Source organism: Luteimonas marina, assembly GCF_007859325.1.
GTDB lineage: Bacteria > Pseudomonadota > Gammaproteobacteria > Xanthomonadales > Xanthomonadaceae > Luteimonas > Luteimonas marina.
In genome coordinates this window covers 158,462-179,862 of record NZ_VOHK01000005.1, presented here as the reverse complement: position 1 = coordinate 179,862, position 21,401 = coordinate 158,462, and the positions used below count along the sequence as shown (strand labels likewise).

Here is a 21,401-nt window from a genome sequence, read left to right as displayed (position 1 = left end):
GTCGGCCCGATCGCTCAAGGCAAAGACACTGGGTCCCCGCCTACGCGGGGATGACGGCAAGATCTGCCTTGGTTTTCATGGCGACGAAGGTGGACTTGCGGTTGCCGCATCGCGCCCGGCTGCCAGATGCATCGCATACAGCGCAGCGCCGAAATGCGGTGCATGCAGGGGCGCGTGCGGTTCGAACGTCAGACTGCAGGCCTGCAGCGCGCGCGTGAACGGCGCCAGCAGCAGCTCCCCTGCGCTGAAGGCGCCGCCCGACCACGAGACGGGAACGCGCTCGCCGTCGGCGAACGCGAGCGCGCCGCGCAGCGCATCGGCGATCCGCGCGAGCTCCGCGCCGGCGCGATGGAAGATGTCGTCTGCCGCTTCGTCGCCCTGCCGTGCGGCCTCGGCCACCAGCGGCGAGAGCTGCGCGAGTTCGCCGCGCGACAGGGCCTGCTCGCCGTAGACGCGGGCGCACAGGTCGAGGTCGTGCTCCAGCTGCAGGCGCTCGCGCAGCAGGGTGTGCAGCGGACCCTTCGGCAGGCGGCCGTCGCTCATGCGCGAGAACGCGTTCATGCCCTGCGCGGCGATCCAGTACGCCGAGCCCTCGTCCGAGAACGCTTCGCCCCAGCCGCCGGCGCGCGCGGCGACACCGCGCCGCTGGCCGTAGCCGATCGAGCCGGTGCCGGCGACGATGTTGATGCCGTCGGCGCAGGCGAACGAGCCGGCCCAGCCGCAGACCATGTCGTTGTCGCAGGCGTAGCGGTCGTGGCCGAGGAGATCGCGCGGAAGGGCGTCGAGCAGGGGCGCGACGCGGCTGTCCTCGCCGTAGGCGGGCAGCCCGAAGAAGGCGTGGCGGATGTCGTCGCGCGCCCTGCCCGCGACGTGCAGCACCCGCTCGAGGCCGTCGGCCAGGGTGGCGCGCACGCCGTCGAGGCCGACCTGCGGATGGTAGGTGGTCGTGCACTGCGCCTCGGCGAGCAGGCGCGCGTCGGCGTCGACCAGGGCGAAGCGGGTCTTGGTGCCGCCGCCGTCCACGCCGAGGTAGCAGTCCACGCTCATCCGTCGGCCAGCGGATGGATGCGCACGCCCTGCACGACGCGGTTCACCGTGCCCTGCCGGTTGGGCGTGTCCGGCGACAGCCCGAGCGCGCGCGAGGCGAGGAAGGCGTAGACCTGGGCGGCCGCGGCGTAAGGCCAGAGCAGGTCGACGTCCTGCGCAGAATCCATGCCCGCCACCGCCAGCGTGTCGCGCGCCGCCTGCGGCCGCGGCCGCGCGCTGACCTCGATCACGCGCGCGGCGCAGCCGTCCTGGCGCAACTCGTCGACCAGGTCGTGGTCGTAGGCGCGGGTGGGCGCGTCGTTGGAGACGAACACCACGACCAGGGTGCGTTCGGTGACGAAGGTCTTGGGTCCGTGGCGGAAGCCGAGCGGGGAATCGAAGCAGGTCGCAACCGCACCATTGGTCAGCTCGCCCAGCTTCAGGCAGGCTTCCCGCGCCAGTCCCTGGAACGGTCCGCTGCCGAGGTAGACGACGCGATCGAAGCCGCGCAGCGCGAGTTCCTGCAGCGCCGGCCGCGCGTCCACGATCACGCGCGCCATGGCCGCCGCGATCGGCGCGATGCGGCTTTCCAGCGCGTCGGTGCCCGCCAGCGCGGCGAGCGTGGCGTACATCATGCAGCTGAAGCTGGAGGTCATGGCGAAACTGGTGTCGTGGGTTTCCTCCGGCAGCTGCAGCGTCATCGCCCGGCGCGCGGCGACGCGGCCGAGCGCGCCTTCGGGGTTGCAGGTCACCACCAGGTGGCGCACGTCGCGCACCAGGGTTTCGGCCAGTTCGACCGCGGCCAAGCTTTCCGGGCTGTTGCCCGAGCGGCCGAACGAGACCAGCAGCAGCGGTTGGTCGGGGTGGAGGTGCAGGCGCGGGCAGCTGACGATGTCGGTGGTCGGTACGGCGTCCACGCGGGCGGCCAGCTGCCGGTCGAGCAGCGGCGCCAGGCACTGGCCGATGTAGGCCGAGGTGCCGGCGCCGGTGAGGATGATGCGCGCGGCCGGGTCGCGGGCGACCGGCGCCACGAAGGCTTCGATCCGATCGCGCAGGCCTGCCAGCAGTGCGTGCGTGCGTTCGAGCATGCGCGGCTGCTGTTCGATCTCGCGCGCGGTCCACAGCGCGCCCGAAGCGGCGAGTTCCGTCTCGGGAACGCCCAGGTGTTCAACGGTGGTCATGGTGGGGATGGCAGGCACGGTGGTAATCATCGAGGACGGTGGTCACGTGCGCCATGACGAGCGCGTGCGGGTCGCGGGTGGCGCGTCCGTGGCGCAGCGCGTGCAGGGCGTGGGGGAGGTGCTGGCTGAGCAGGGGCAGCGGCGGCGGCCGGTCGCGCAGGTTGGCGAACAGGCGCTCGCGGGCCTGCTCGATCGCGGGATCGGGCCAGTAGTAGCGGATGCGGTCGCTCAGGCTCCAGGACAGGTCGATGTCGAGCTGCCGGCCCTGTGCGTGGTAGTAACGCTGCCAGTACTCGGGGCGTTCGCGCATGCGCGCGGTCGCGACCTCGCGCAGGTTCGCGCGCGCCTCGGGTTCGATCGTCTCGCGTTCGATCGCGTCGAGCGCCCACAGCGCCTCGCGCAGGGCGAAGGTGAGGCCGGGGCCGACCTTGAGGATGGCGAAGTGGTCGCGCACCAGCGCGGCCAGCGCCTCGCGCGTCTGGTAGTCGGTGGAGTGCGCCTCGAACACCATGCCCGGCACGCCCGCGATCGCGTCGCTGAGCGTGCGCGCGGCCTCGGGTCGGTAGTCGACGACGTCGTGGTGGTCGAACTCGACGCCCGGCTGCACCACGGATGCGATCACCCGCGTCCAAGCGTCGCCGAGCCCGGCGGCGGCGAAGGCTTCCCGATGCGCCGCGATGGTGGCCAGCGCGGCCTCGGGCGCGGTCACCTCCAGCCCTTCGATCGCCTCGGTTGCGCCGCCCGGCACGGGGACTTCGGTGCCGATGACGTAGACCGGCGGCTCGCCGCCCGCGTGTGCGTGCGCGGCTTCGGCGGCGCGGCACAGGCGCACGGCGCGCTCGACGATGACCGGTTCGGGCAGCGGCACCGGATCGCCGGCGCAGGCCATCGAGCAATCGAGGTGGATCTTGCGGAAGCCGGCGGCGACGTAGGCTTCGACCATCGTTTCGGCCTTGTCCATCGCGGCGGCGGCGTCGAGCGCGGTCCACGGGTTCGGCCCGAGGTGGTCGCCGCCGAGCGCGATGCGCGCGCGGTCGAACCCGACCGCATCGGCGATGCCGTGCACGAAGCGCACGAAGTCCGCCGGTGTCATGCCGGTGTAGCCGCCGTCCTGGTTGACCTGGTTGCAGGTCGCCTCGAACAGCACCACCGGCGCATCGACGCGCAGCGCGTGGCGCAGCGCGGCCTCGATGACGATCGGGTGCGCGGAGCAGACCGAGGCGATGCCGAGGGCTTCGCCGCGTTTGTGCCGTTCGATCAGGTCGAGCATTGCATGCATGGCGTCGTGTATCCGTTCAGTGGGCCGGTGCCGGGGGATCGCGTTCGGGTTCGAGCACCAGCAGCAGCGAGGCCACCAGCGCCAGCACCAGGCCGACCGCCTTCAGCGGTCCCGGCAGCACGCCGGCGAACAGCAGCGACAGCACCGCGGTCACCAGCGGCGCGCCGGCGTTGGTCAGCGGCGCGACCACGATCGCCTTGCCGTAGCGCAGCGCGTAGACCAGGGTCAGCGCGCCGATCGCGTTGAGGATCTGGATCGCGGCGGTCATCCACGGCCCGTCGAGGCCGAGGTTCACCGGCTGCGTCCAGTCGGTCATGCGCCACGCCACCGGCACCAGCAGCAGGGCGCCGAGCATCATGTAGAAGAAGATGCTCTCGGCGCTGACGCTGTTGTTGGCGAGCTTCATGAAGTAGGCCTGCACGCCCCACGCGGCCATGATCAGCAGCGCCAGCGGGAACCAGCCCAGCCCCTGTGAATCGCCGCGCCCGAACGACAGGTCGAGCATCGGCAGCGCGATCAGCGCCAGCACGATGCCGAGCGCGCCGAGCCGGCCGGTGCGCTCGCGCAGCAGCGCGAACGACAGCGCGATGGTCACCACCGGCGACAGCGAGATGATCGGGAAGATGAAATACGCCGGCCCGATGGTCAGCGCCTTGAACAGCACCATCTGTCCGCCCGCGCCGAGCAGGCCGATGGCCATGCCGTAGCCGACCGCGCGCGGGCTGCGGTCGAGCCGCCAGCCCGCGCGCCAGAGGATGAACAGCGCCGGCGGAATCATCGTCAGCGCCCACACGCAGTACACCAGCGTGTCGGGGAAACCGTGCTCGGCCGACAATCCCGCCAGCGCGCCCCAGGCGCCCCACAGGGCCACCGTGACCAGGGCGTAGGCGACCCATGCGCGCTTGGGCTGCGCGAGTGCAGTGCTCATGCGGCCTCGCCCTCCGGCGTGGCCTGCAGCAGCAGGAAGTCCTCGAACGACGCCTGCAGCGTGTCCGCGCGCGCGTCCACGGCGCCGAGGTCGGCGTCGTTGAACAGGTCGCGCACGCGCCAGCGGCCCTTGCCGAGGCCGCGCAGCTGCAGCGGGCCGTCCCAGGCGTCTGCGTAGAACGCGTAGTACAGCGCGCCGTCCTTCGCGATCGCGTGCGCCTCGGGCCTGTCGAAGCCGATGTCGTACAGCGCGCCGAGGTACTCGCCCTTCGGCAGCATGTGCTGCTTGTAGAGGTCGATCCACTTGCGCCACAGCGCTTCCTTCTCCGGCGTCAGCACGAAGCCTTCGGGCGGCAGCGGGCCGGGGTTCGGGCGGTCGGTGTCGCGCGGCCAGGTGAACTTGGTCGAGATCACCGCGCCGATGCCGACGCTCGACGCGAAGTCCCGGCCGCCGGTGCTGAGTTCGACGTGGTCGCCGGCATAGCTGCTGCCGTGGCCCATCAGCGCCTTCACCGTCTTGCCCTTGTGCCGCACCTGCCATGAGGACAGCGGGTCGGAGGACGGGAACTGGTCGGTCGCCGGCAGGTTGTGGAACGCGAACGCGGTGCCGCAGGGGCAGAGTTCGACCACCGCCTCGGGATTCGCGTCGCGCGCGGCCTTGTGGATCGCGGCCCAGAACTCCGGCAGCTTCTCGCACGAATCGGTCGGGTGCGCGTGCTTGTGCGCCGGGTTGTAGCAGGGCGCGACGGCGTTGAGGTGCTGGCCGTCGAGCTTGAGGCCTTCGAAGCCCCAGTCGCCGATGATCTTCTTCACCAGCGCGACGTAGTAATCGATGGTCGGCTGGTAGGCGGGGCACTGGGTGAGCGCGTTCCACCAGCTGACCTTCTGGAAGCTGCCCCACTCGTCGAGCAGCAGCATGTCCGGATGCTGGTGCAGCACGTCGCTGCCCGGGTCGGCCGCCAGCGGCGCCAGCCACAGGCGCGGGCGCAGGCCCTGTGCGCGGATTGCGGCGACGAACTCGCGCATGTCGGCGTCGCCGCGCGGGAACTTGCGCGGATCCAGCGCCCAGTCGCCTTCGTTGGTCTGCCAGCCGTCGTCGAGCACGGCCCACTCCAGGCCCATCTCGCGCACCTTGGGCAGGGTGTCCAGCACCTGTTTGGTGGTGAAGTCGCGTTCGTAGCCCCAGGCGCACCAGATCGGCGCGAAGGCCGATTCCGGCACCGGCTGCGCGGCGACGCCCTGGTCCTGCATGAAGCCGCGGTAGAGCTGCAGCGGCGCGAAGTGGTCGCCGGTGTGCGCGCACAGCAGGGTGCGCTCGGTGGCGAACGATTCGCCCGGCGCCAGCGTGATCGCCCTGGCGCCTTCGACGGCGATGCTGGCGCCGCCCGCGGTCCTGCGCACGGGCAGGTCGAGCAGTTTCGGCGCCGGTTCGACGTGGCCGACGGCGAGGCCGGCGTCGCGGCGCCAGACGTTCGCCAGCGGCGTGCCGCCGCCGTAGTCCTCGGCGTCCATCGCCAGGGTGTTGCGCTGGTCGAAATCCGCGTCCAGCGGCTGCACCCAGTCGCGGCGATCCTCGTGGGTGGCGCCGGAGAAGCTCCAGAATCCGCCCGGCGCGTGCGCCAGTTCGTGCGCGGCGTTGCGCCAGCCGGCGACCGCCAGCGGTGCGCTGCCGCCGTTGCGGTAGGTCGCGACGAGGATCGCCATGCCCGGGTAGCGCTCGAAGAAGGTGACCTCGACGGTCTTGTCGACGCCTTCGCGCGAACGGCCGCGGACGACGTGCCGGCGACCGGCGCCGTGGCGGGCGTCGGCGACCGGCTCGATGCGCTCGTCGACGAAGGCGAAGGCCTCGACCGTGCCGTCGTCCGCCAGCAGCAGGCTTTCGCTCGGCTGGAACGGGGTGAGCGCGGTGCCGGCGCGGGAGATCGACGTGCGCAGCTGCGCGTCGAAGGCGATCGAGAGCAGGTCGTCGTGCGCCACCGCGCGTGCCGAGTGGGAGGGCTCGGCACGCGCGGCGGACGCCCAGGGGAGCGCGGCGAGGGCGGCGGTGCTTGAAGCGAGCTTCAGGACGGTGCGGCGTCCAATCGGTGGCATGGCGGGCGATCCGAAGGAGTGCGCCGGCATTCTGCGCCAGCGAACCCAAGGATGCAACAATTTTGTTGCGATATGTTATATATAAGTTTCGTTACATTACCGGATGATCGGCAATGCGCGCCCGCTTTCCCGTTTGCCTTCCCCTCCTGCTGGTCGCGCTCGCGGCCTGCGGCGAGTCCGCCGCGCCTTCCTCCGCGGTACGGCCCGCGCCCGCCGACGACCTGCCCTATGCGATCAAGGATTTCGCGCGCGTGCCGAAGTTCGACGCGCACGTCCACGCCAACACCGTGCAGCCGGCCCTGCTCGAACAGGCGCAGGCGGACGGCTTCGAGCTGCTGTCGATCAACGTCGACTACCCCGATTTCCCGACGATCATGGAACAGCGCGCGGCCGCGCTCGCGCTGGCGCAGGCGGAGCCGTCGCGTTTCCACTGGGCGACGACCTTTTCGATGCAGGGCTTCGGTTCGCCCGGCTGGGCGGCGGCGGTCGAAGAGGACATCGGCGGCGCGGTGGCGCAGGGCGCGGTCGCGGTGAAGATCTGGAAGAACGTTGGCATGATCGAGAAGGACGCCGCCGGCGCGCTGATCATGCTCGACCATCCCGCGCTCGCGCCCGTCGCCGAACGCATCCGCGCGCTGGACGTGGCCCTGGTCGGCCACCAGGGCGAGCCGCACAACTGCTGGCTGCCGCTGGAGCAGATGACCACCGAGAACGACCGCGAGTACTTCCGCAACCATCCGCAGTACCACATGTACCTGCACCCGGAGCAGCCGTCCTACGAGGACCAGATGGCGGCGCGCGACCGCTTCGTCGCCGCGCATCCGGGCCTGCGCTTCGTCGGCGCGCACATGGCCAGCCTGGAGTACGACGTGGATCGGCTGGGCGCCTTCCTCGACCGGTTCCCGGACGCGACGGTCGACCTCGCCGCGCGCATGAGCCAGGTGCAGTACCAGTCGGTGCGCGACCGCGAGCGGGTGCGCGACTTCTTCATCCGCCACCAGGACCGGATCCTCTACGGCACCGACCTGACCCAGGATCCGGCGTCGGATCCGGCCGAATTCAAGGCTTCGGCGCACGCCGTGTGGACCTCGGACTGGCGCTACCTGGCGACGGGTGAGTCGCAGCGCGTGGACATGATCGACGCGGACGTGCCGGGGCTGGCGCTGCCGCGCGGGGTGATCGACAAGATCTATCACGCCAACGCACGGCGCGTGTTCCTGCGGGAAGGACGCGGCGGTTGATGTCGTGCAGCAGGCGGCGCAAGGGGTGGGCCGTCCAACGGGATGACGCCATCCGGCAGGATGACAGTTCAATCGTCGCGTGGCCGGAGCGGCCGCGGATGCTAGGCCAGCAGCAGCTCGAATCCGAACTGCCGGCTGGCCTCGCGCACGTCTTCCGGCGCACCGGTGTCGGTGATCAGCGCGTTGAGTTCGGTCACCGGGATGATGCGGTGCAGGCAGACGGTGCCGAACTTCGAGCTGTCGGTGATCGCGACCACGATCCGCGCGGCCTCGACCATCTTGCGGTTGAGCATGGCCTCGGGCTCGTAGTGCGTGGTGATGCCGCGCTCCAGGTCGAAGCCGTCGACGCCGAGGAACAGCCGGTCCACGTGCAGTGCATCGAGCGCCTCGACGGTGAGGCCGCCATAGAAGGCCATGTTCTTGCGGCGCAGCTCACCGCCGAGCATGACGATGTGGATGTTGTTCTTCGGCGTCAGCGCGGTCAGCACGCCGAAATCGTTGGTGACCACGGTCACCTCGATGTTCGGCAGCGCCTCGGCGAGCTGGATCGCGGTGGTGCCCGAATCGATGGCGATGGTGTCGCCGGGCTTGACCAGGGCCGCGGCGCGCTGGCCGATGCGGCGCTTCTCGTCCAGGTGGGTGGTGCGCTTGGCCTCGTAGGGCGGCTCGGCGAGGGCGCCGCCGACCACGTGGCTGTCGATCGCGCCGCCGTAGGCGCGGGCCATGACCCCGCGCTCGGCGAGGTAGCGCAGATCCTTGCGCACCGTCTGCATGCTCACGCCGAAGCGCCGGGCCAGCGCGGTGACCTGCACGCTGCCATGCTGGCGCACGAGTTCGCTGATCTGCAGGCGTCTCTGGCTGGTGTCGCGGCTGGCGGCCATGGGGTCCCTTCCTTACCTGTCAGCAAGTATGGGACATTTCGTTAAATTTCGCTATTGATGCTAAACGAAACATGGTATAGGCTCGGTTTCGTTTCGTTAAGCCACCTCGCCGCCACCGCCCTGAGGAGACCCTCGTGAAGACTGCCCGACTGCACCGGAACACGCTTTTCTGCGGTATCGCCCTGGCCCTGCTGGCATCGCCCGCGGCCTTCGCACAGCAGACGGACACCGAGGACGACATCGAGTCGCTGGACGCGATCGTGGTGACGGGCGTGCGCGGCAGCCTTGCGCGCGCCACCGAGCTCAAGCGCAACTCGTCCACGGTGCAGGATTCGATCAGTGCACTGGAACTGGGCAAGTTCCCCGATGACAACGTCGCCGATTCGCTCAGCCACATCACCGGCGTCTCCATCTCGCGCACGGCGGGCGGCGAGGGGCAGAAGGTGAGCGTGCGCGGCCTCGGCCCGGAGTACACGCTGACCACGTTCAACGGCCGCATCCTGGCCACCGACGGCGCCGGGCGCGATTTCGCCTACGACGTGCTCCCGGCCGACGTCATCAGCGGCGCCGACGTGATCAAGGGCGCGCAGGCCTCGCTGACCGAAGGCGCGATCGGCGGCCTGATCAACCTGCGTTCGGCCAGTCCGTTCGACCGCACCGGCCAGCACGGCGCCGTGCGCCTGGAGGGCGACCGCAACCTGATGTCGGAGCACAACGGCGGCAAGCTCTCGGCCGTCTACAGCAACACCTTCGCCGACGACACCTTCGGCGTGCTGTTCGGCCTGGTCTACGGCCAGCGCAAGGACCGCACCGACATCGCCGGCAACGACGGCGGCTGGAGCCGCAACGCCGACCCGAACGACGAGAGCTGGCTGTGGGGCAATACCTGGGGCGGGCACATCGACCCCAACGGCAACGGCGAACTCGACCCGGAGGAATACGGCCTGATCGGCCCCGGCCAGTTCCGGGTCGGCTCGATCCTCGAGGAAAAGAAGCGCAAGGCGTTCTCGGCCAAGCTCGAGTGGCGGCCGAGCGACAGCGTGAAGGTCTCCTTCGACGGCCTGAAGACGCGGCTCGATTCGCCCCAGGTCGGCTACCAGCAGTCGTACTACCCGCTGTACGCGCCCGGGCGCTGGTCGAACCTGACCATCAGCAACGGCATCGTCACCGACTTCACCATGGACGATCCCGATCCGGAGATGCGGCTCAACCCCGAGCTGCTGAACCAGACCGAGTACCGCGTGGTCGACACCGACCTCTACGGCCTCAACGGCCAGTGGAAGGTCAACGACGACTTCACCCTCAGCGCCGACGTCTACCGCTCGACCTCGCGCCGCCACTCCGGCGGCCTGGACAGCTACGTGGTGCTGCGCATGAACCAGCCCAACGTGGCGCGGATCTGGCTCGACGGCGGCATGCCCAACGTCGAGGCGACGTTCGACGACGGCCGCGACCTGATCGCAGGCCTGGCCAACGGCCAGTTCGGCGCCGACGATTTCAACACGCACTACTTTTCGCTGGCCGGCGACAACATCGACGACCGCATCACCGGCGGCTCGCTGGCCGGCGACCTGTTCGTCGGCGAACTCGGCATCGACAGGATCAAGTTCGGCGTGAACCGCACCGATCGCCGCAAGGCGCGCGACCTGGTCAACAATTCCATCACCGGCGGCGCGGACTACTACTCGGGGCCCAATGCGATCAACGTCGGCGCGCTGGGCGGCAACGTGATCTCGCATTCGTTCACCCTGCCGAACTTCATGAGCGGCGTGTCCTCGGTGTTCCCGCGCTCGTTCCTGGCCTTCGACGTGCCCAGCTACATCGCCGCGCTGCAGGGCTACAACGGCACTCCGCGGCCGGGCGGCGGCGCGTACGACTACGCGGGGGCGGCGCCGGTGTGGAATCCGCTGGAGAGCTACCGCGTCAGCGAGAAGACGCTGGCCAGCTACATCGAGTTCGACCTGTCCGGCGAGCGCTGGGACGGCAACGCCGGCGTGCGCCTGGTGAAGACGACAACGACCGCCCAGGCCTGGGACGCGCAGATCCTGAGCATCGTCGAGTTCGGCGCCTTCAACTACAGCGCGGTGTACGACGAACCGAGCTCGGTCTACCAGGAGTCCGACTACACCTTCGTGCTGCCGACGGCGAACTTCACCTGGCACTTCACCGACAGCCTGCAGCTGCGGCTGGGCGCGGCCAAGACCATGGCGCGGCCAGCGGTGAGCCAGCTGGCGCCCACCAACACCACCGAGAGCGTGTCCTGGGGCGAGTTCACCCAGATCTACGGCGGCAACGCCGAGCTCAAGCCCTACAGCGCGCGCCAGGCCGACGCGTCGCTGGAGTGGTACTTCGCCGAGAACTCCATCTTCAACTTCGCGGTGTTCCACAAGCGCATCGAGAACCAGATCACCACCAGCTGGGAGCCGGGCCAGGACATCGGCGTCGGCCCGATCCTCGATACCGACGGCAATCCCGTCACCGAAGGGCCGACCCTGTTCAACGTGATGCGCCCGATCAACGGCGACCATGCCAAGGTGCGCGGCTTCGAGGCCGGCCTGCAGCATTTCTGGGACAACGGCTTCGGCTTCCGCGCGCAGTACACGCGCAACTGGTCGAAGAGCTGGGTCGACGACGAGGAGCGGCCGCTCGAAGGCATCGCGCCCTCGGTGTATTCGCTGGGCGTGACCTACGAGAAGGGGCCGTGGTCGCTGGGCGCGACCGCCGACCGCACCGACGGCTTCGTCACCGCGATCAACGTGCTGGGCGGCGGCTACAACGAGCAGGCCGATCCCATCACCTGGCTCACCGCGCACGCCTCCTACGCCGTCAACGACCGCTTCACGGTCTCGCTGGAGGGCAGCAACCTGCTCGACGAGGAGAACACCTACAGCATCAACGGCAATCCGCTGCTGTCGCAGGGCTACTATCGCTATGGTCGCTCGCTCACGCTGGGCCTGAGCTACCGGTTCTGACGCGGGCCCGCCGCCGCTTCGCTTCGCGGAGCGGCGGCGGGATGTCCCGCCACCATCCGAAGGAGGTCGATGACATGGAAGTGTCCCGTTCGTTGGTATGCAGTCTTGCCGGCGCGGTCGTGCTGGCCAGTGTCGGTGCGTCGCAGGCCGACGGTATCGATGCCGGCCAGCGCACCGGTGCGCGGGCCGAAGCCTCGCGCGTTGCGCTGATCCGGGAGGTGCGCGTCGCGGTGGCGTCGATGCCCGGGCGCGTCGCGGCAGGCGCGTGGCAGGATTCGCCGGCGGTTCGCGGCGCGTCGCCGCCGGCGACGGCACGGCAGGGCAGCGCCGCCGCGCCGGCGATCCGGGCCACCGGCGGCAAGGGACCCCGGCGTCTGCGTGCGGCCGCCGATTTCGTGCCGGTGCCGCTGCAGGGCCGCATCGACCGCGTGCAGCCGATGACCGGGATCGTGCTGTGGAACGACAACGTGTCCGACCTCAACGCCCTCGGCGCCGACGTGCAGCTGGAGTTCGCGTACTTCAAGTACAGCGACGTGGTGAACGACCAGGACATCTACGACTGGTCGGCGGTGGACGCCAGGCTCGCCTCGGCCGCGGCGCGCGGGCACCAGATGATCCTGCGCTTCCACGACACCTATCCGGGCCAGACGAGGATCTCGATTCCCGCCTACGTCGCCAACTCGCCCGGCTACGAGTTGAGCTACCGCAGCGTCGAAGGGCGGGAGACCTTCATTCCCGACTGGCGCTCGACGCTGCTGCAGCAGTTCGTGCTGGAGTTCTACACCCGCTTCGCGCAGCGCTACGACCAGGATCCGCGCCTGGCCTTCCTGCAGGCCGGCTTCGGTTCATATGCCGAGTACCACCTCTGGGACGGCCCGCTGACGCTGGGCCAGACCTTCCCGTCCAAGGCCTTCCAGCAGCAGTTCCTCGAGCACCTGGGCGCGACGTTCGCGCAGACCCCGTGGTCGCTGTCGATCGACGCGGCCAGTTCCACCTATTCGCCGTTCTCCGCGGTGCCCGCGCTGCGGCAGCTGCGCTTCGGGCTGTTCGACGATTCGTTCATGCACGAATCCCATTCCGGGAACGACCAGGAATACAACCGCTGGGCCTGGCTGTTCTTCGGCGAACAGCGCCACCACGACAGTCCCGCCGGCGGCGAGTTCAACTACTACAGCGACTACGACCAGCAGCACGTGCTGGACTACCCGGATGGCCCGTATGGCCGCAGCTTCGAATCGTTCGCGGCGCAGTACCGCATCACCTACATGATCGGCAACGACCAGCCGCGCTACCAGACCCGCGCGCGGATCAAACAGGCGGCGATGGCGACCGGCTACGCGTTCCGCATCACCGGTCTCGCCAGCAACGGTGACTGCGTCCGCATGGACATCCGTAATGAAGGAATCGCGCCGATCTACCACGACGCCTGGCCGGCGGCCAACGGCCAGCGTGCGGAGGCGTCGCTGAAGGGACTGCTGCCCGGAAGCGGGGAAACGTTCGAAGCCTGCATCGGTCCGCACCAGCCGGGCGCGCTGGAGATCGGCATCGAGAGCGACCGGCTGGTGCCGGGGCAGCGGATCCAGTTCAACGCGGATCTGCCATAGCGCGGCGGGCTGGCTGGCCCCCGCCCCAACCCTCCCCCGCAAGCGGGGGAGGGAGCCGAAAAGCCACATGCTCTTGCCCCCTCCCCCGCTTGCGGGGGAGGGTTGGGGTGGGGGCAACCCCGAAGCCAGTCCAGCCGCATTGCGCGCCCCTGCCAAAGCAACGCGCAACAAAAAACCCGGCAGCCTGGGCTGCCGGGTTTCCTGCGTCGGCGCGACGAGGGGAGGGGACGCGCCGTCTTGGGGAACAGCTTTCGCGGATCAGCGACGCTTGGTCGTCTTCGCCGCCGAAGCCACGACCTTCTCCGCCGCGGCCTGCGCCTTGACGGTGGCCGACTCGAGCTGCGACTTGGCGATCTCGGCGATGGCTTCGTTGGTCTTCACGGTGGCGCCGAAGACTTCCTGGCCGGCGCTGAGGGCGCGCTCGGCGTTCTCGCGGGCAACCTGCACGCCCTTCGGGAACAGCGTCTTCAGGCCGTCGAAGTCACGCACGTCCGCGGCTTCGCCGAGGAACGAGAAGGTGGCTTCGGCGTTCTCTTCGAGCGTGGACAGCTGCAGGCCGAACGCCTTCTGGACGTTGTCGAGGGTCAGCTGGTTGATGCGGGCGGCGGTGTCGGCGAACTGGCGCGTCGCGGCCGCGAACTGGTCGTTGTACTGGTAGCTCATGGTGATCTCCTGTCGATCAGCCGGCGCGGATTGCCGGTTTGTGCGGTGCAGCATAGATGGGGTGATGTTGCATTGCAACATCGAGCCGACGAACGGCAACCAGGCGTTCAGGATCAAGCAAAATCAATGACTTGCATGGGGCACCTGAAAGCGCGCCCGCAAGAGAGGGACTACTCCCCCGCGTAGCGGCAGCCCGACGTGCAGGTCTCGCGCACCACCACCGCGCTGAGCGCGGGCAGCGTCGGCTTGAGCCGGTCCCAGATCCAGACGGCCAGCCGCTCGCTGGTCGGATTCTCCAGGCCGGGCACGTCGTTGAGGTAGTGGTGGTCGAGCTGCTCGTACAGCGGCCGGAAGGCGGCCTTGATGTCGGCGAAGTCCATCACCCAGCCGCTGTCGGCGCCGGGTTCGCCGGAGACGTGCAGTTCCACTCCGAACGAGTGTCCGTGCAGGCGCGCGCACTTGTGGCCCGGCGGCACGCTCGGCAGCCGGTGCGCGGCCTCGAGGGTGAAGCTCTTGAAGATGTCCATGGCGCGATTCTCGGCGCTGCGCGCGGCCGCGGCAATCGCCGCCGCGGGCCTCGCGTCTGGGGCGATGCGGTGGCGCACGGTACGATAGTCGCCCCAGGCCGATGCCCGCGCCGCAGGCGGAGACGATCCGCGCGCCGCAGGCGACCTTCCCGACGCCCGCCATGCCCCGCGAGGAGCAAAGCCCCATGACGCCCGAAGACCTGCTGACCACCTACGGCCCGCGCGAATCGATGGAGTACGACGTGGTCGTGGTCGGCGCGGGCCCCGGCGGACTGGCCACGGCGATCCGACTCAAGCAGCTGGCCGCCGAAGCGGGGCGCGAGGTCTCGGTCTGCGTGCTGGAGAAGGGCTCCGAGCCCGGCGCGCACATCCTTTCGGGCGCGATCATGGATCCGCGCGCGCTGTCCGAGCTGTTCCCGGACTGGCAGGAGAAGGGCGCGCCGCTGAAGCAGGCCGTCACCCGCGACGAGTTCCTGTTCCTCGACGAGACCGGCGCGAAGTCGACGCCCGCCTTCTTCCTGCCCGACTGCTTCAACAACCACGGCAATTACATCGCCTCGCTGGGCGCGGTCACGCGCTGGCTCAGCGCACAGGCCGAGGCGCTGGGCGTGGAGATCTTCCCCGGCTTCGCCGCCGACGAGGTGCTCTACGACGACGCCGGCGCGGTGAAGGGCGTGGCCACCGGCAACCTGGGCCTGGGCAGGGACGGCGAGCCTACGCCCGAGTTCCAGCTGGGCATGGAGCTGCTGGCGAAGTACACGATCTTCGCCGAGGGCTCGCGCGGCCACCTCGGCCGGCGCCTGATCGAACGCTACGCGCTCGACGCCGGCAGGGATCCGCAGGCCTACGGCATCGGCCTCAAGGAACTGTGGCAGGCCGATCCCGACAGGCACCAGCCGGGTCTGGTCGTGCACACCGCCGGCTGGCCGCTGGACAGCGACACCTACGGCGGCTCGTTCCTCTACCACGCCGAGGACGGCAAGATCACGGTCGGCTTCGTCGTGGGCCTCGACTACGCGAATCCGTACCTGAGCCCATTCGAGGAGTTCCAGCGCTTCAAGACCCACCCGGCGATCCGCAAGCACCTGGAGGGCGGCAAGCGCATCGGCTACGGCGCGCGCTCGATCACCGCCGGCGGCCTGCTGTCGCTGCCCAAGCTGGTGTTCCCGGGCGGCGCGCTGGTCGGCTGCGAGGCGGGCACCCTCAACGCCAGCCGGATCAAGGGCAGCCACGCCGCGATCAAGACCGGCATGCTCGCCGCCGAGGCCGCGTTCGCGGCGCTGGGCGAGGGCCGTGCGCAGGACGAGCTGACCGCGTATCCGGACGCCTTCGAAAAGAGCTGGCTGCACGCCGAGCTGCGGCAGTCGAAGAATTTCAAGCAGTGGTTCAAGAAGGGGCGGACCCTGGCGACGCTGATGACCGGCATCGAGCAGTGGCTGCTGCCGAAGCTCGGCATCCGCAATCCGCCGTGGACGATCGGCCACGACAAGCCCGACCACGCCTGCCTGGAGCCGGCGGCGAAGCACACGAAGATCGCCTACCCGAAGCCCGACGGCGTGCTGAGCTTCGACCGCCTGAGCTCGGTGTTCCTGTCGAGCACGATCCACGACGAACACCAGCCCAGCCACCTGAAGCTGAAGGACGCGAGCATCCCGGTCGAGGTGAACCTGAAGGAGTACGCCGGCCCGGAGGCGCGCTACTGCCCGGCGGCGGTGTACGAGTTCGTGGGCGAGGAAGGCAACGAGCGGCTGCAGATCAACTTCGCCAACTGCGTGCACTGCAAGACCTGCGACATCAAGGACCCGAAGCAGAACATCGTCTGGGTGGCGCCGCAGGGCGGCGGCGGGCCCAACTACGCGGGGATGTAGCCTGCGCTGCTTGTCAATGGCTTCGGGGCCGCACACGACCGAAGCGGAACGGCCGATCGTGGGCGGACTCCATGCGGCGATCCGGTTCGGCTGCGAAGTCGCCGGGAAGGACTCGACTTCGTCCGGATCGCGGTTGCGTGGAATCAGATTGCCCGCTGCAGCGCCTGCTCCACCACCTGCGGGGCCGATCCGTCGTCGCGACTGACCATCGCGTAGTTGTAGCCTTGCCCGGACCAGTATTGCGCCACGAGTCCGCTTTCGGTTCGCTGGCCGGCGGGCAGCAGGCGGTTCCGCGGACCGGGCGGGCGGACGTAGAAGCTGATCGCATGGCCGGCGGCATTCCGGTAGAGCACCATCGCCGCGGGGCCCTGGTCGGTGGCGAACAAGCGGCCGCCGACCGCCCGGAAGCCGGCCGCGCCCAGATTCGGCAGACGTGCGGCGTGTTCGAAATGGGCATCGAGCCAGGCCTGCATCTCGCCGTCGTTCTGCGGCACGAGGTCCGGGCGTGCGGCGCTGTCCATCGCCACCAGGCGATAGGCCGCAATGGCATCGGCCATGGGCGCCACGGCGGTTTCGCTCCGCATGTCACGGGCCTGCCAGCCGCCGAGACCGCCCAGCCCCAGGCACAGTACCGCGGCGGCGGTCAGCGAGCGCCAGTGCAGCCGTCGTTCCTGTTGCCGTTTCCGGATTGCCGCGGGATGCAATGCGGGATTGTCCGGCAGCGCCTGCACGCCACCGAACAGCACGCGCAGGCGTTGCGAGTCACGCTGCCAGGCCTGCACCTCGAGGGCGCGCTCGGGATGACGCGCGAGATAGTGCTCGACCGCCTCGCGGCGTTCGCCGTCGAGGCGCCCGTCGACGTAGGCATGGATGTCCTGTTCGCTGGGAGGCGTAGTCATTTGAGAAGCCGCACCGAAGGAATGGGTTGGTCGCCGTCGCCATATCGGCGCATGGCCTGGCGGGCACGGGACAGGCGCGACATGACGGTGCCGATCGGCACGTCGAGGATATCGGCGACCTGCTGGTAGCTGAGTCCCTCCACCGTCACCCAAAGCAGCAGGTTGCGCTGCCCGGAAGTGAGGCGGCCGAATGCGGCCAGCGCGGACTGCGCCAGCGCTTCGCGTTCGGCCGAGGGCCACTGGGGTTCCGGTTCCTCGCGCAACCGTCCCAGCAGCCACGCGTAGCGCTGCGATCGGCGCCGGGCATCGAGGAACTGCCGGTAGAGGATGCGGAACAGCCAGGCGCGCAGGTCGCCTTCCTCGCGCTTTGCGGCGGTGGTGGACAGCGCCCGTTCCATCGTGGACTGCACCAGGTCGTCGGCGCCGGAAAGGTCCCGGGTCAACCACAGCGCAAAGCGCCGCAGCCGGGGCAGCAGTTCGCTCAGTTGTTCGTCGAACGCGTGGACGGGCATGGGCCTGGTCGCGGGTGGCTTCACGTTGCAGGACGCCGCAGGAAGAAAATTATTCCACGGCAGGGAATAAGTCGCCGCTGGCGGCGTCTGGCTGGGAGACCCCATCACGGCCGACCCGGCCACGGAGCACTTGCATGCACGATCCCGCCCCTCCCGCCCGTCCGCCCGGAAACGGCGCGCGCTGGTCGGTCGTCGCCGCCGCCGTCGCCTGTGCGGCGGCGGCCTTCGCCTTTGTCGGCGGCTGGCTGACGCCGCACCGGCTGGCGCCGGATCTCATCGTCGATGAACTGCAGCAGGCGGGTGGTCAACATCCCGGCTTCCGCCGCAACCACGCCAAGGGGGTCTGCGTGGCCGGCTATTTCGAGGGCAACGGCAACGCCAGCGCGTATTCCGTTGCCCCGGTGTTCGCGGCCGGCCGCACGCCGGTCGTGGGCCGTTTTTCCATCCCCGGCGGCAACCCCTACGCGTCGGACAGCAGTGCGCCGGTCCGCAGCATGGCGCTGCGTTTCAACCTGGCGAACGGGCAGCAGTGGCGCACGGGGATGAACAACATGCCGGTGTTCCCGGTGGCCACGCCGCAAGCGTTCCATGAACAGCTGGTCGCCAGCCGGAAGGATCCGGCCACGGGCAAACCGGACCCGGCCAAGCTGGCCGCCTTCTTCGCCGCGCACCCGGAAACCGCTGCATTCCGCGCCTGGGCCAAGGCCGCCAGGCCCTCGGCCAGTTTCGTCACCGACAGCTACTACGGACTCAACGCGTTCCATTTCGTCGATGCCGAAGGAAGACGCCGTGCGGTCCGTTGGCGAATGGCACCGGAAGCGGTTGACGCGGCGATCGCGCCAGCTGATGAAGAGGACTACCTGATCCGCGATCTGCAACAACGCCTGCTCGCGGGTCCGCAGCGCTGGCGCCTGCTGGTAACGCTTGCCGAACCGGGCGATCCGACGAACGACGCCACCAGGACATGGCCGGCCGATCGCACCACCATCGATGCCGGCCTCCTGGTTCTCGACAGCGAACAGCCGCAGGACAGTGGACCATGCCGCGACATCAACTACGACCCGACCGTGCTGCCTGCCGGCATCGCCGTTTCCGACGACCCGCTGCTGTCCGCGCGTTCGGCAACGTATGCCAGATCCCATCTGCGCCGCACCGGCGAACGGGCGAACGTTCCGGGCGCCGGTGCGCCTGCCGGCGCCGATCCGGAGGTCGTCCGATGAACGCGATGCGAACCTCCTACAGCCTGACCCAGCGCGTGCTGCATTGGGTCATGGCGGCCCTGATCCTGGCCATGCTGTTCATCGGGGTGGGCATGGTCGCCACGGTGAGCGGGAAACACCAGTGGCTGCTGGCGATCCACAAGCCGCTGGGAATCGCAATCCTGCTGTTGGCCATCGTGCGCCTGTTCGTGCGCCTGCGGAATCCGTCGCCACCGTTGCCATCCGACCTGCCGGGATTGCAGCGCATCGCCGCACATCTCTCGCACTGGCTGCTCTACGCGCTGATGATCGCGATGCCACTGCTCGGCTGGGCGATGCTGTCGGCCGGAGGCTCCCCGGTAATGCTGGCCAGTGACCTGCGTCTGCCCGCAATCCTGCCGGAGAACGCCCTGGCGTTCGCCTGGCTGCGCACGGCACATGGCGTCCTGGCCTATTTGCTGTTCTTCGTCTTTCTCGCCCATCTGGGCGCCGCGCTGTATCACGCGCTGATCAGGCGTGACGGGGTACTGCGCAGCATGCTGGGTGCAGCGCGATCCCGGGCCGAACCTGCAAGCCCGGACGATCGGGCGTGCAGCGTGGGCATCGGGGATCCGATCGCGCCTACGGACGAGGCCTGATGGAATCTGCCGGGTTGCTTCCAGAGGGCATGAAAAACCGTGCGAATGCAGCGGCGCGACTCGGGACAGTTCAAACGCGCCGTTGTCATCGCAGTCCACACGATCTGTTCATAGGACGCGACCGCCTTGAACAGGTCCCTACGGCTGGCCATCGCGCTGCACCGCGTACGGCCCGAAGGTGTTGCCGATGAAGCCGCCGGCGGTGTCGACGCTGAGCAGGCTGGCGTCGAGGCCGCTGGCCAGCGGCTTCCAGTCGTCGGGTGTGAGCGCGTAGTCGACGTCGAGCCGCGGCGCGGCGAGGCGCAGGCGCAGGGAGATGTGGTCCGGCACGCTCGGCAGCGGGACGCGCGCGAGTTCGCGGCCGGCTTCCGGTTCGTCGCTGCCGGCGCGGCGCAGCAGCACCAGCGTCGCACCGCGTCCGGCGCGTTCGATGCCGGCGACGTAGTGATGGTCCTCGTTCTGCAGCAGCGCGAGGCCGGCGAGCTCGCCCGCATCGAGCGCGGCGGGGTCGAGCGTCGCGGCGATGGTGGCGTTGTGGTGCTGCAGGCGATGGCCGAGGTAGGCGGGCTGTCCGCCGCCGTGGCCGCCCAGCGGCGTCGACGACGGCGTGATGCGCAGGCCGCCGTCGCCGGTGGCGAACCAGGCGTCCTTCGGTGGATCGAGCATCAGCCACTGCGGCGGCAGGACCTTCGCGTCGAATCGCTCCGTCCACGCCATCGGTCCCGTGGTCGGCCGCGGCTGTGCGCTGCGCGGCAGCGCCGGGCGCTGCGCCACCATCGGCACGCGCGCGCCGCGCGGCAGGATCAGCGGCCAGTCGTCCCGCCATTCGACCGGCAGCAGGAAGGTTTCGCGACCGAGGTTGTACTGGTTGCCGCGATACGGCCGCGTGGCGAGGAACACCGCCCACCACGAGCCGTCGCGCAGTGCGATGAACTGCGCGTGCCCGGTCGAGGTGACCGGGTCGCGGCGTGCGCGATCGAGGTCGCGTTGGGTCAGCGTCGGGTTGCCCGGCCATGCTTCGTACGGGCCGGTGACGGCGCGGCTGCGCCAGACCATCTGCGCGTGTTGTTCGCCGGTGCCGCCCTCGGCCGCGGTGAGGTAGTACCAGTCGCCGCGCCGGAACAGGTGCGGGCCTTCGACGTGCTCGGGATTGCTCTGCGGGTGCACGCCCGCGTCCACCAGCTGGATCGCCTCGCCGGTGAGCGCCAGCGTCTCCGCGTCGAAGCCACGCAGCCAGATCGCGCGATGCCCGTCGTAGCGCATCTCGCCTTCCGGCACGTCGTTGTGCACCAGCCAGGCGCGGCCGTCGTCGTCGAAGAACAGCGAGGGGTCGATGCCGTTGAAGTCGAGCCACGCGGGGTCCGACCACGGGCCCGCCGGATCTTCGGCGGTGATCACGAAGTTGCCCATGCCGCGGCCGGGGCAGTAGAAGCAGGTGTTGGCGATGTAGAAGCGGCCATCGCGATGGCTGATCGTCGCCGCGAACAGGCCGCGCGTGAGCGCCTCGCCGTCGCCGTAGGGCATCTGTCCGGGACGGTCGATGGCGTTGCCGATCTGCCGCCACGACACCAGGTCGGTGCTGTGGAACAGCGGCAGGCCGGGGAAGTAGCCGAAGCTCGAGGCGACGAGATAGAAGTCGTCGCCGACGCGGATCGCCGAGGGGTCAGGATAAAAGCCCGCGATCACCGGGTTGCGGTACTGCGTTTCGCCCGGCACCGGGCCGCCATCGTCGCCGCGGTAGTGCACGTCGACGAAGACGGCCTCGCCCGCGTCGACGCCGGTGGCGGCGAGGCAGGCCAGCAGCAGTGCGGCGGCTCGAGTCTTCATGTGGGCGGCTCTCCTGTTGGTCCGAGCGACTGTCGAAAGAACCGGAAAGCGGCCGCATCTGAAGCC

General features: G+C 69.5%; 17 protein-coding genes. 6 read left to right on the top strand and 11 right to left on the bottom strand.

From position 1 onward, the window contains the following. Positions 1–75: 75 nt before the first annotated feature. Genes FQY83_RS12530 through FQY83_RS12510 form a run of 5 tightly spaced genes read right to left on the bottom strand, consistent with a single transcriptional unit; the run spans position 76 to position 6,504 of the window. Positions 76–1,047 (bottom strand): N-acetylglucosamine kinase, encoded by a 972-nt coding sequence (locus FQY83_RS12530; RefSeq protein ID WP_146388298.1) that lies wholly within the window; start codon positions 1,045–1,047, stop codon positions 76–78. Continuing rightward, on the bottom strand, positions 1,044–2,207 hold the full coding sequence (locus tag FQY83_RS12525) for an SIS domain-containing protein (protein WP_146388297.1): 1,164 nt from the start codon (positions 2,205–2,207) through the stop codon (positions 1,044–1,046). Before FQY83_RS12525 ends, FQY83_RS12530 begins: the two co-directional genes overlap by 4 nt. After that, positions 2,194–3,486: a D-tagatose-bisphosphate aldolase, class II, non-catalytic subunit gene (locus FQY83_RS12520; RefSeq protein ID WP_146388296.1), complete on the bottom strand. Its 1,293-nt coding sequence runs from the start codon at positions 3,484–3,486 to the stop codon at positions 2,194–2,196. The genes FQY83_RS12525 and FQY83_RS12520 overlap by 14 nt, the downstream gene beginning before the upstream one ends. 16 nt (positions 3,487–3,502) lie before the next feature. Beyond that, complete coding sequence (locus FQY83_RS12515; protein ID WP_146388295.1) at positions 3,503–4,414, bottom strand: DMT family transporter; 912 nt, start codon at positions 4,412–4,414, stop codon at positions 3,503–3,505. After that, complete coding sequence (locus FQY83_RS12510) at positions 4,411–6,504, bottom strand: glycoside hydrolase family 36 protein (RefSeq protein ID WP_146388294.1); 2,094 nt, start codon at positions 6,502–6,504, stop codon at positions 4,411–4,413. The genes FQY83_RS12515 and FQY83_RS12510 overlap by 4 nt, the downstream gene beginning before the upstream one ends. A 113-nt stretch (positions 6,505–6,617) precedes the next feature. On the opposite strand from FQY83_RS12510, the gene FQY83_RS12505 reads away from it, so the two are divergent. After that, entirely contained in the window at positions 6,618–7,745 is a 1,128-nt protein-coding gene (locus FQY83_RS12505; RefSeq protein ID WP_146388293.1) for an amidohydrolase family protein, read from the top strand. Between the two features lie 101 nt (positions 7,746–7,846). Here the strand turns inward: FQY83_RS12505 and FQY83_RS12500 are convergent, their stop codons facing one another. After that, positions 7,847–8,626 carry a DeoR/GlpR family DNA-binding transcription regulator gene (locus FQY83_RS12500; protein WP_146388292.1) on the bottom strand — a complete coding sequence of 260 codons (780 nt, stop codon included), beginning with the start codon at positions 8,624–8,626 and terminating at the stop codon, positions 7,847–7,849. Between the two features lie 134 nt (positions 8,627–8,760). Between FQY83_RS12500 and FQY83_RS12495 the strand changes: the two genes are divergently transcribed. Next, complete coding sequence (locus FQY83_RS12495; RefSeq protein WP_146388291.1) at positions 8,761–11,598, top strand: TonB-dependent receptor; 2,838 nt, start codon at positions 8,761–8,763, stop codon at positions 11,596–11,598. Between the two features lie 74 nt (positions 11,599–11,672). Next, positions 11,673–13,202 (top strand): DUF4832 domain-containing protein, encoded by a 1,530-nt coding sequence (locus FQY83_RS12490; RefSeq protein WP_146388290.1) that lies wholly within the window; start codon positions 11,673–11,675, stop codon positions 13,200–13,202. Positions 13,203–13,460: 258 nt separating this feature from the next. On the opposite strand, the gene FQY83_RS12485 is transcribed toward FQY83_RS12490, so the two are convergent. Both FQY83_RS12485 and queD read right to left on the bottom strand, forming a co-directional pair. Further along, the gene (locus FQY83_RS12485) at positions 13,461–13,865 is read right to left on the bottom strand and encodes a phasin family protein (protein ID WP_146388289.1); all 405 of its coding nucleotides are present in this window, start codon (positions 13,863–13,865) and stop codon (positions 13,461–13,463) included. Positions 13,866–14,035: 170 nt separating this feature from the next. Further along, positions 14,036–14,392, bottom strand: coding sequence for a 6-carboxytetrahydropterin synthase QueD (gene queD / locus FQY83_RS12480; RefSeq protein WP_146388288.1), 357 nt, complete (start codon positions 14,390–14,392; stop codon positions 14,036–14,038). Between the two features lie 185 nt (positions 14,393–14,577). Here queD and FQY83_RS12475 point away from each other — a divergent pair, with 185 nt between their 5' ends. Further along, the gene (locus tag FQY83_RS12475; RefSeq protein WP_146388287.1) at positions 14,578–16,260 is read left to right on the top strand and encodes an electron transfer flavoprotein-ubiquinone oxidoreductase; all 1,683 of its coding nucleotides are present in this window, start codon (positions 14,578–14,580) and stop codon (positions 16,258–16,260) included. Positions 16,261–16,403: 143 nt separating this feature from the next. Here the strand turns inward: FQY83_RS12475 and FQY83_RS12470 are convergent, their stop codons facing one another. Both FQY83_RS12470 and FQY83_RS12465 read right to left on the bottom strand, forming a co-directional pair. Beyond that, positions 16,404–17,159, bottom strand: a complete 756-nt coding sequence (locus FQY83_RS12470; RefSeq protein ID WP_146388286.1) for an anti-sigma factor family protein — start codon at positions 17,157–17,159, stop codon at positions 16,404–16,406. Further along, the gene (locus tag FQY83_RS12465; RefSeq protein ID WP_146388285.1) at positions 17,156–17,671 is read right to left on the bottom strand and encodes an RNA polymerase sigma factor; all 516 of its coding nucleotides are present in this window, start codon (positions 17,669–17,671) and stop codon (positions 17,156–17,158) included. The genes FQY83_RS12470 and FQY83_RS12465 overlap by 4 nt, the downstream gene beginning before the upstream one ends. Positions 17,672–17,805: 134 nt before the next feature. Here FQY83_RS12465 and FQY83_RS12460 point away from each other — a divergent pair, with 134 nt between their 5' ends. After that, entirely contained in the window at positions 17,806–18,891 is a 1,086-nt protein-coding gene (locus FQY83_RS12460; RefSeq protein WP_146388284.1) for a catalase family peroxidase, read from the top strand. After that, the gene (locus FQY83_RS12455) at positions 18,888–19,508 is read left to right on the top strand and encodes a cytochrome b (protein ID WP_146388283.1); all 621 of its coding nucleotides are present in this window, start codon (positions 18,888–18,890) and stop codon (positions 19,506–19,508) included. The genes FQY83_RS12460 and FQY83_RS12455 overlap by 4 nt, the downstream gene beginning before the upstream one ends. 138 nt (positions 19,509–19,646) lie before the next feature. Here FQY83_RS12455 and FQY83_RS12450 read toward each other — a convergent pair whose 3' ends face one another. Further along, positions 19,647–21,335 carry a glycoside hydrolase family 43 protein gene (locus tag FQY83_RS12450; protein WP_146388282.1) on the bottom strand — a complete coding sequence of 563 codons (1,689 nt, stop codon included), beginning with the start codon at positions 21,333–21,335 and terminating at the stop codon, positions 19,647–19,649. Positions 21,336–21,401 lie beyond the last annotated feature (66 nt).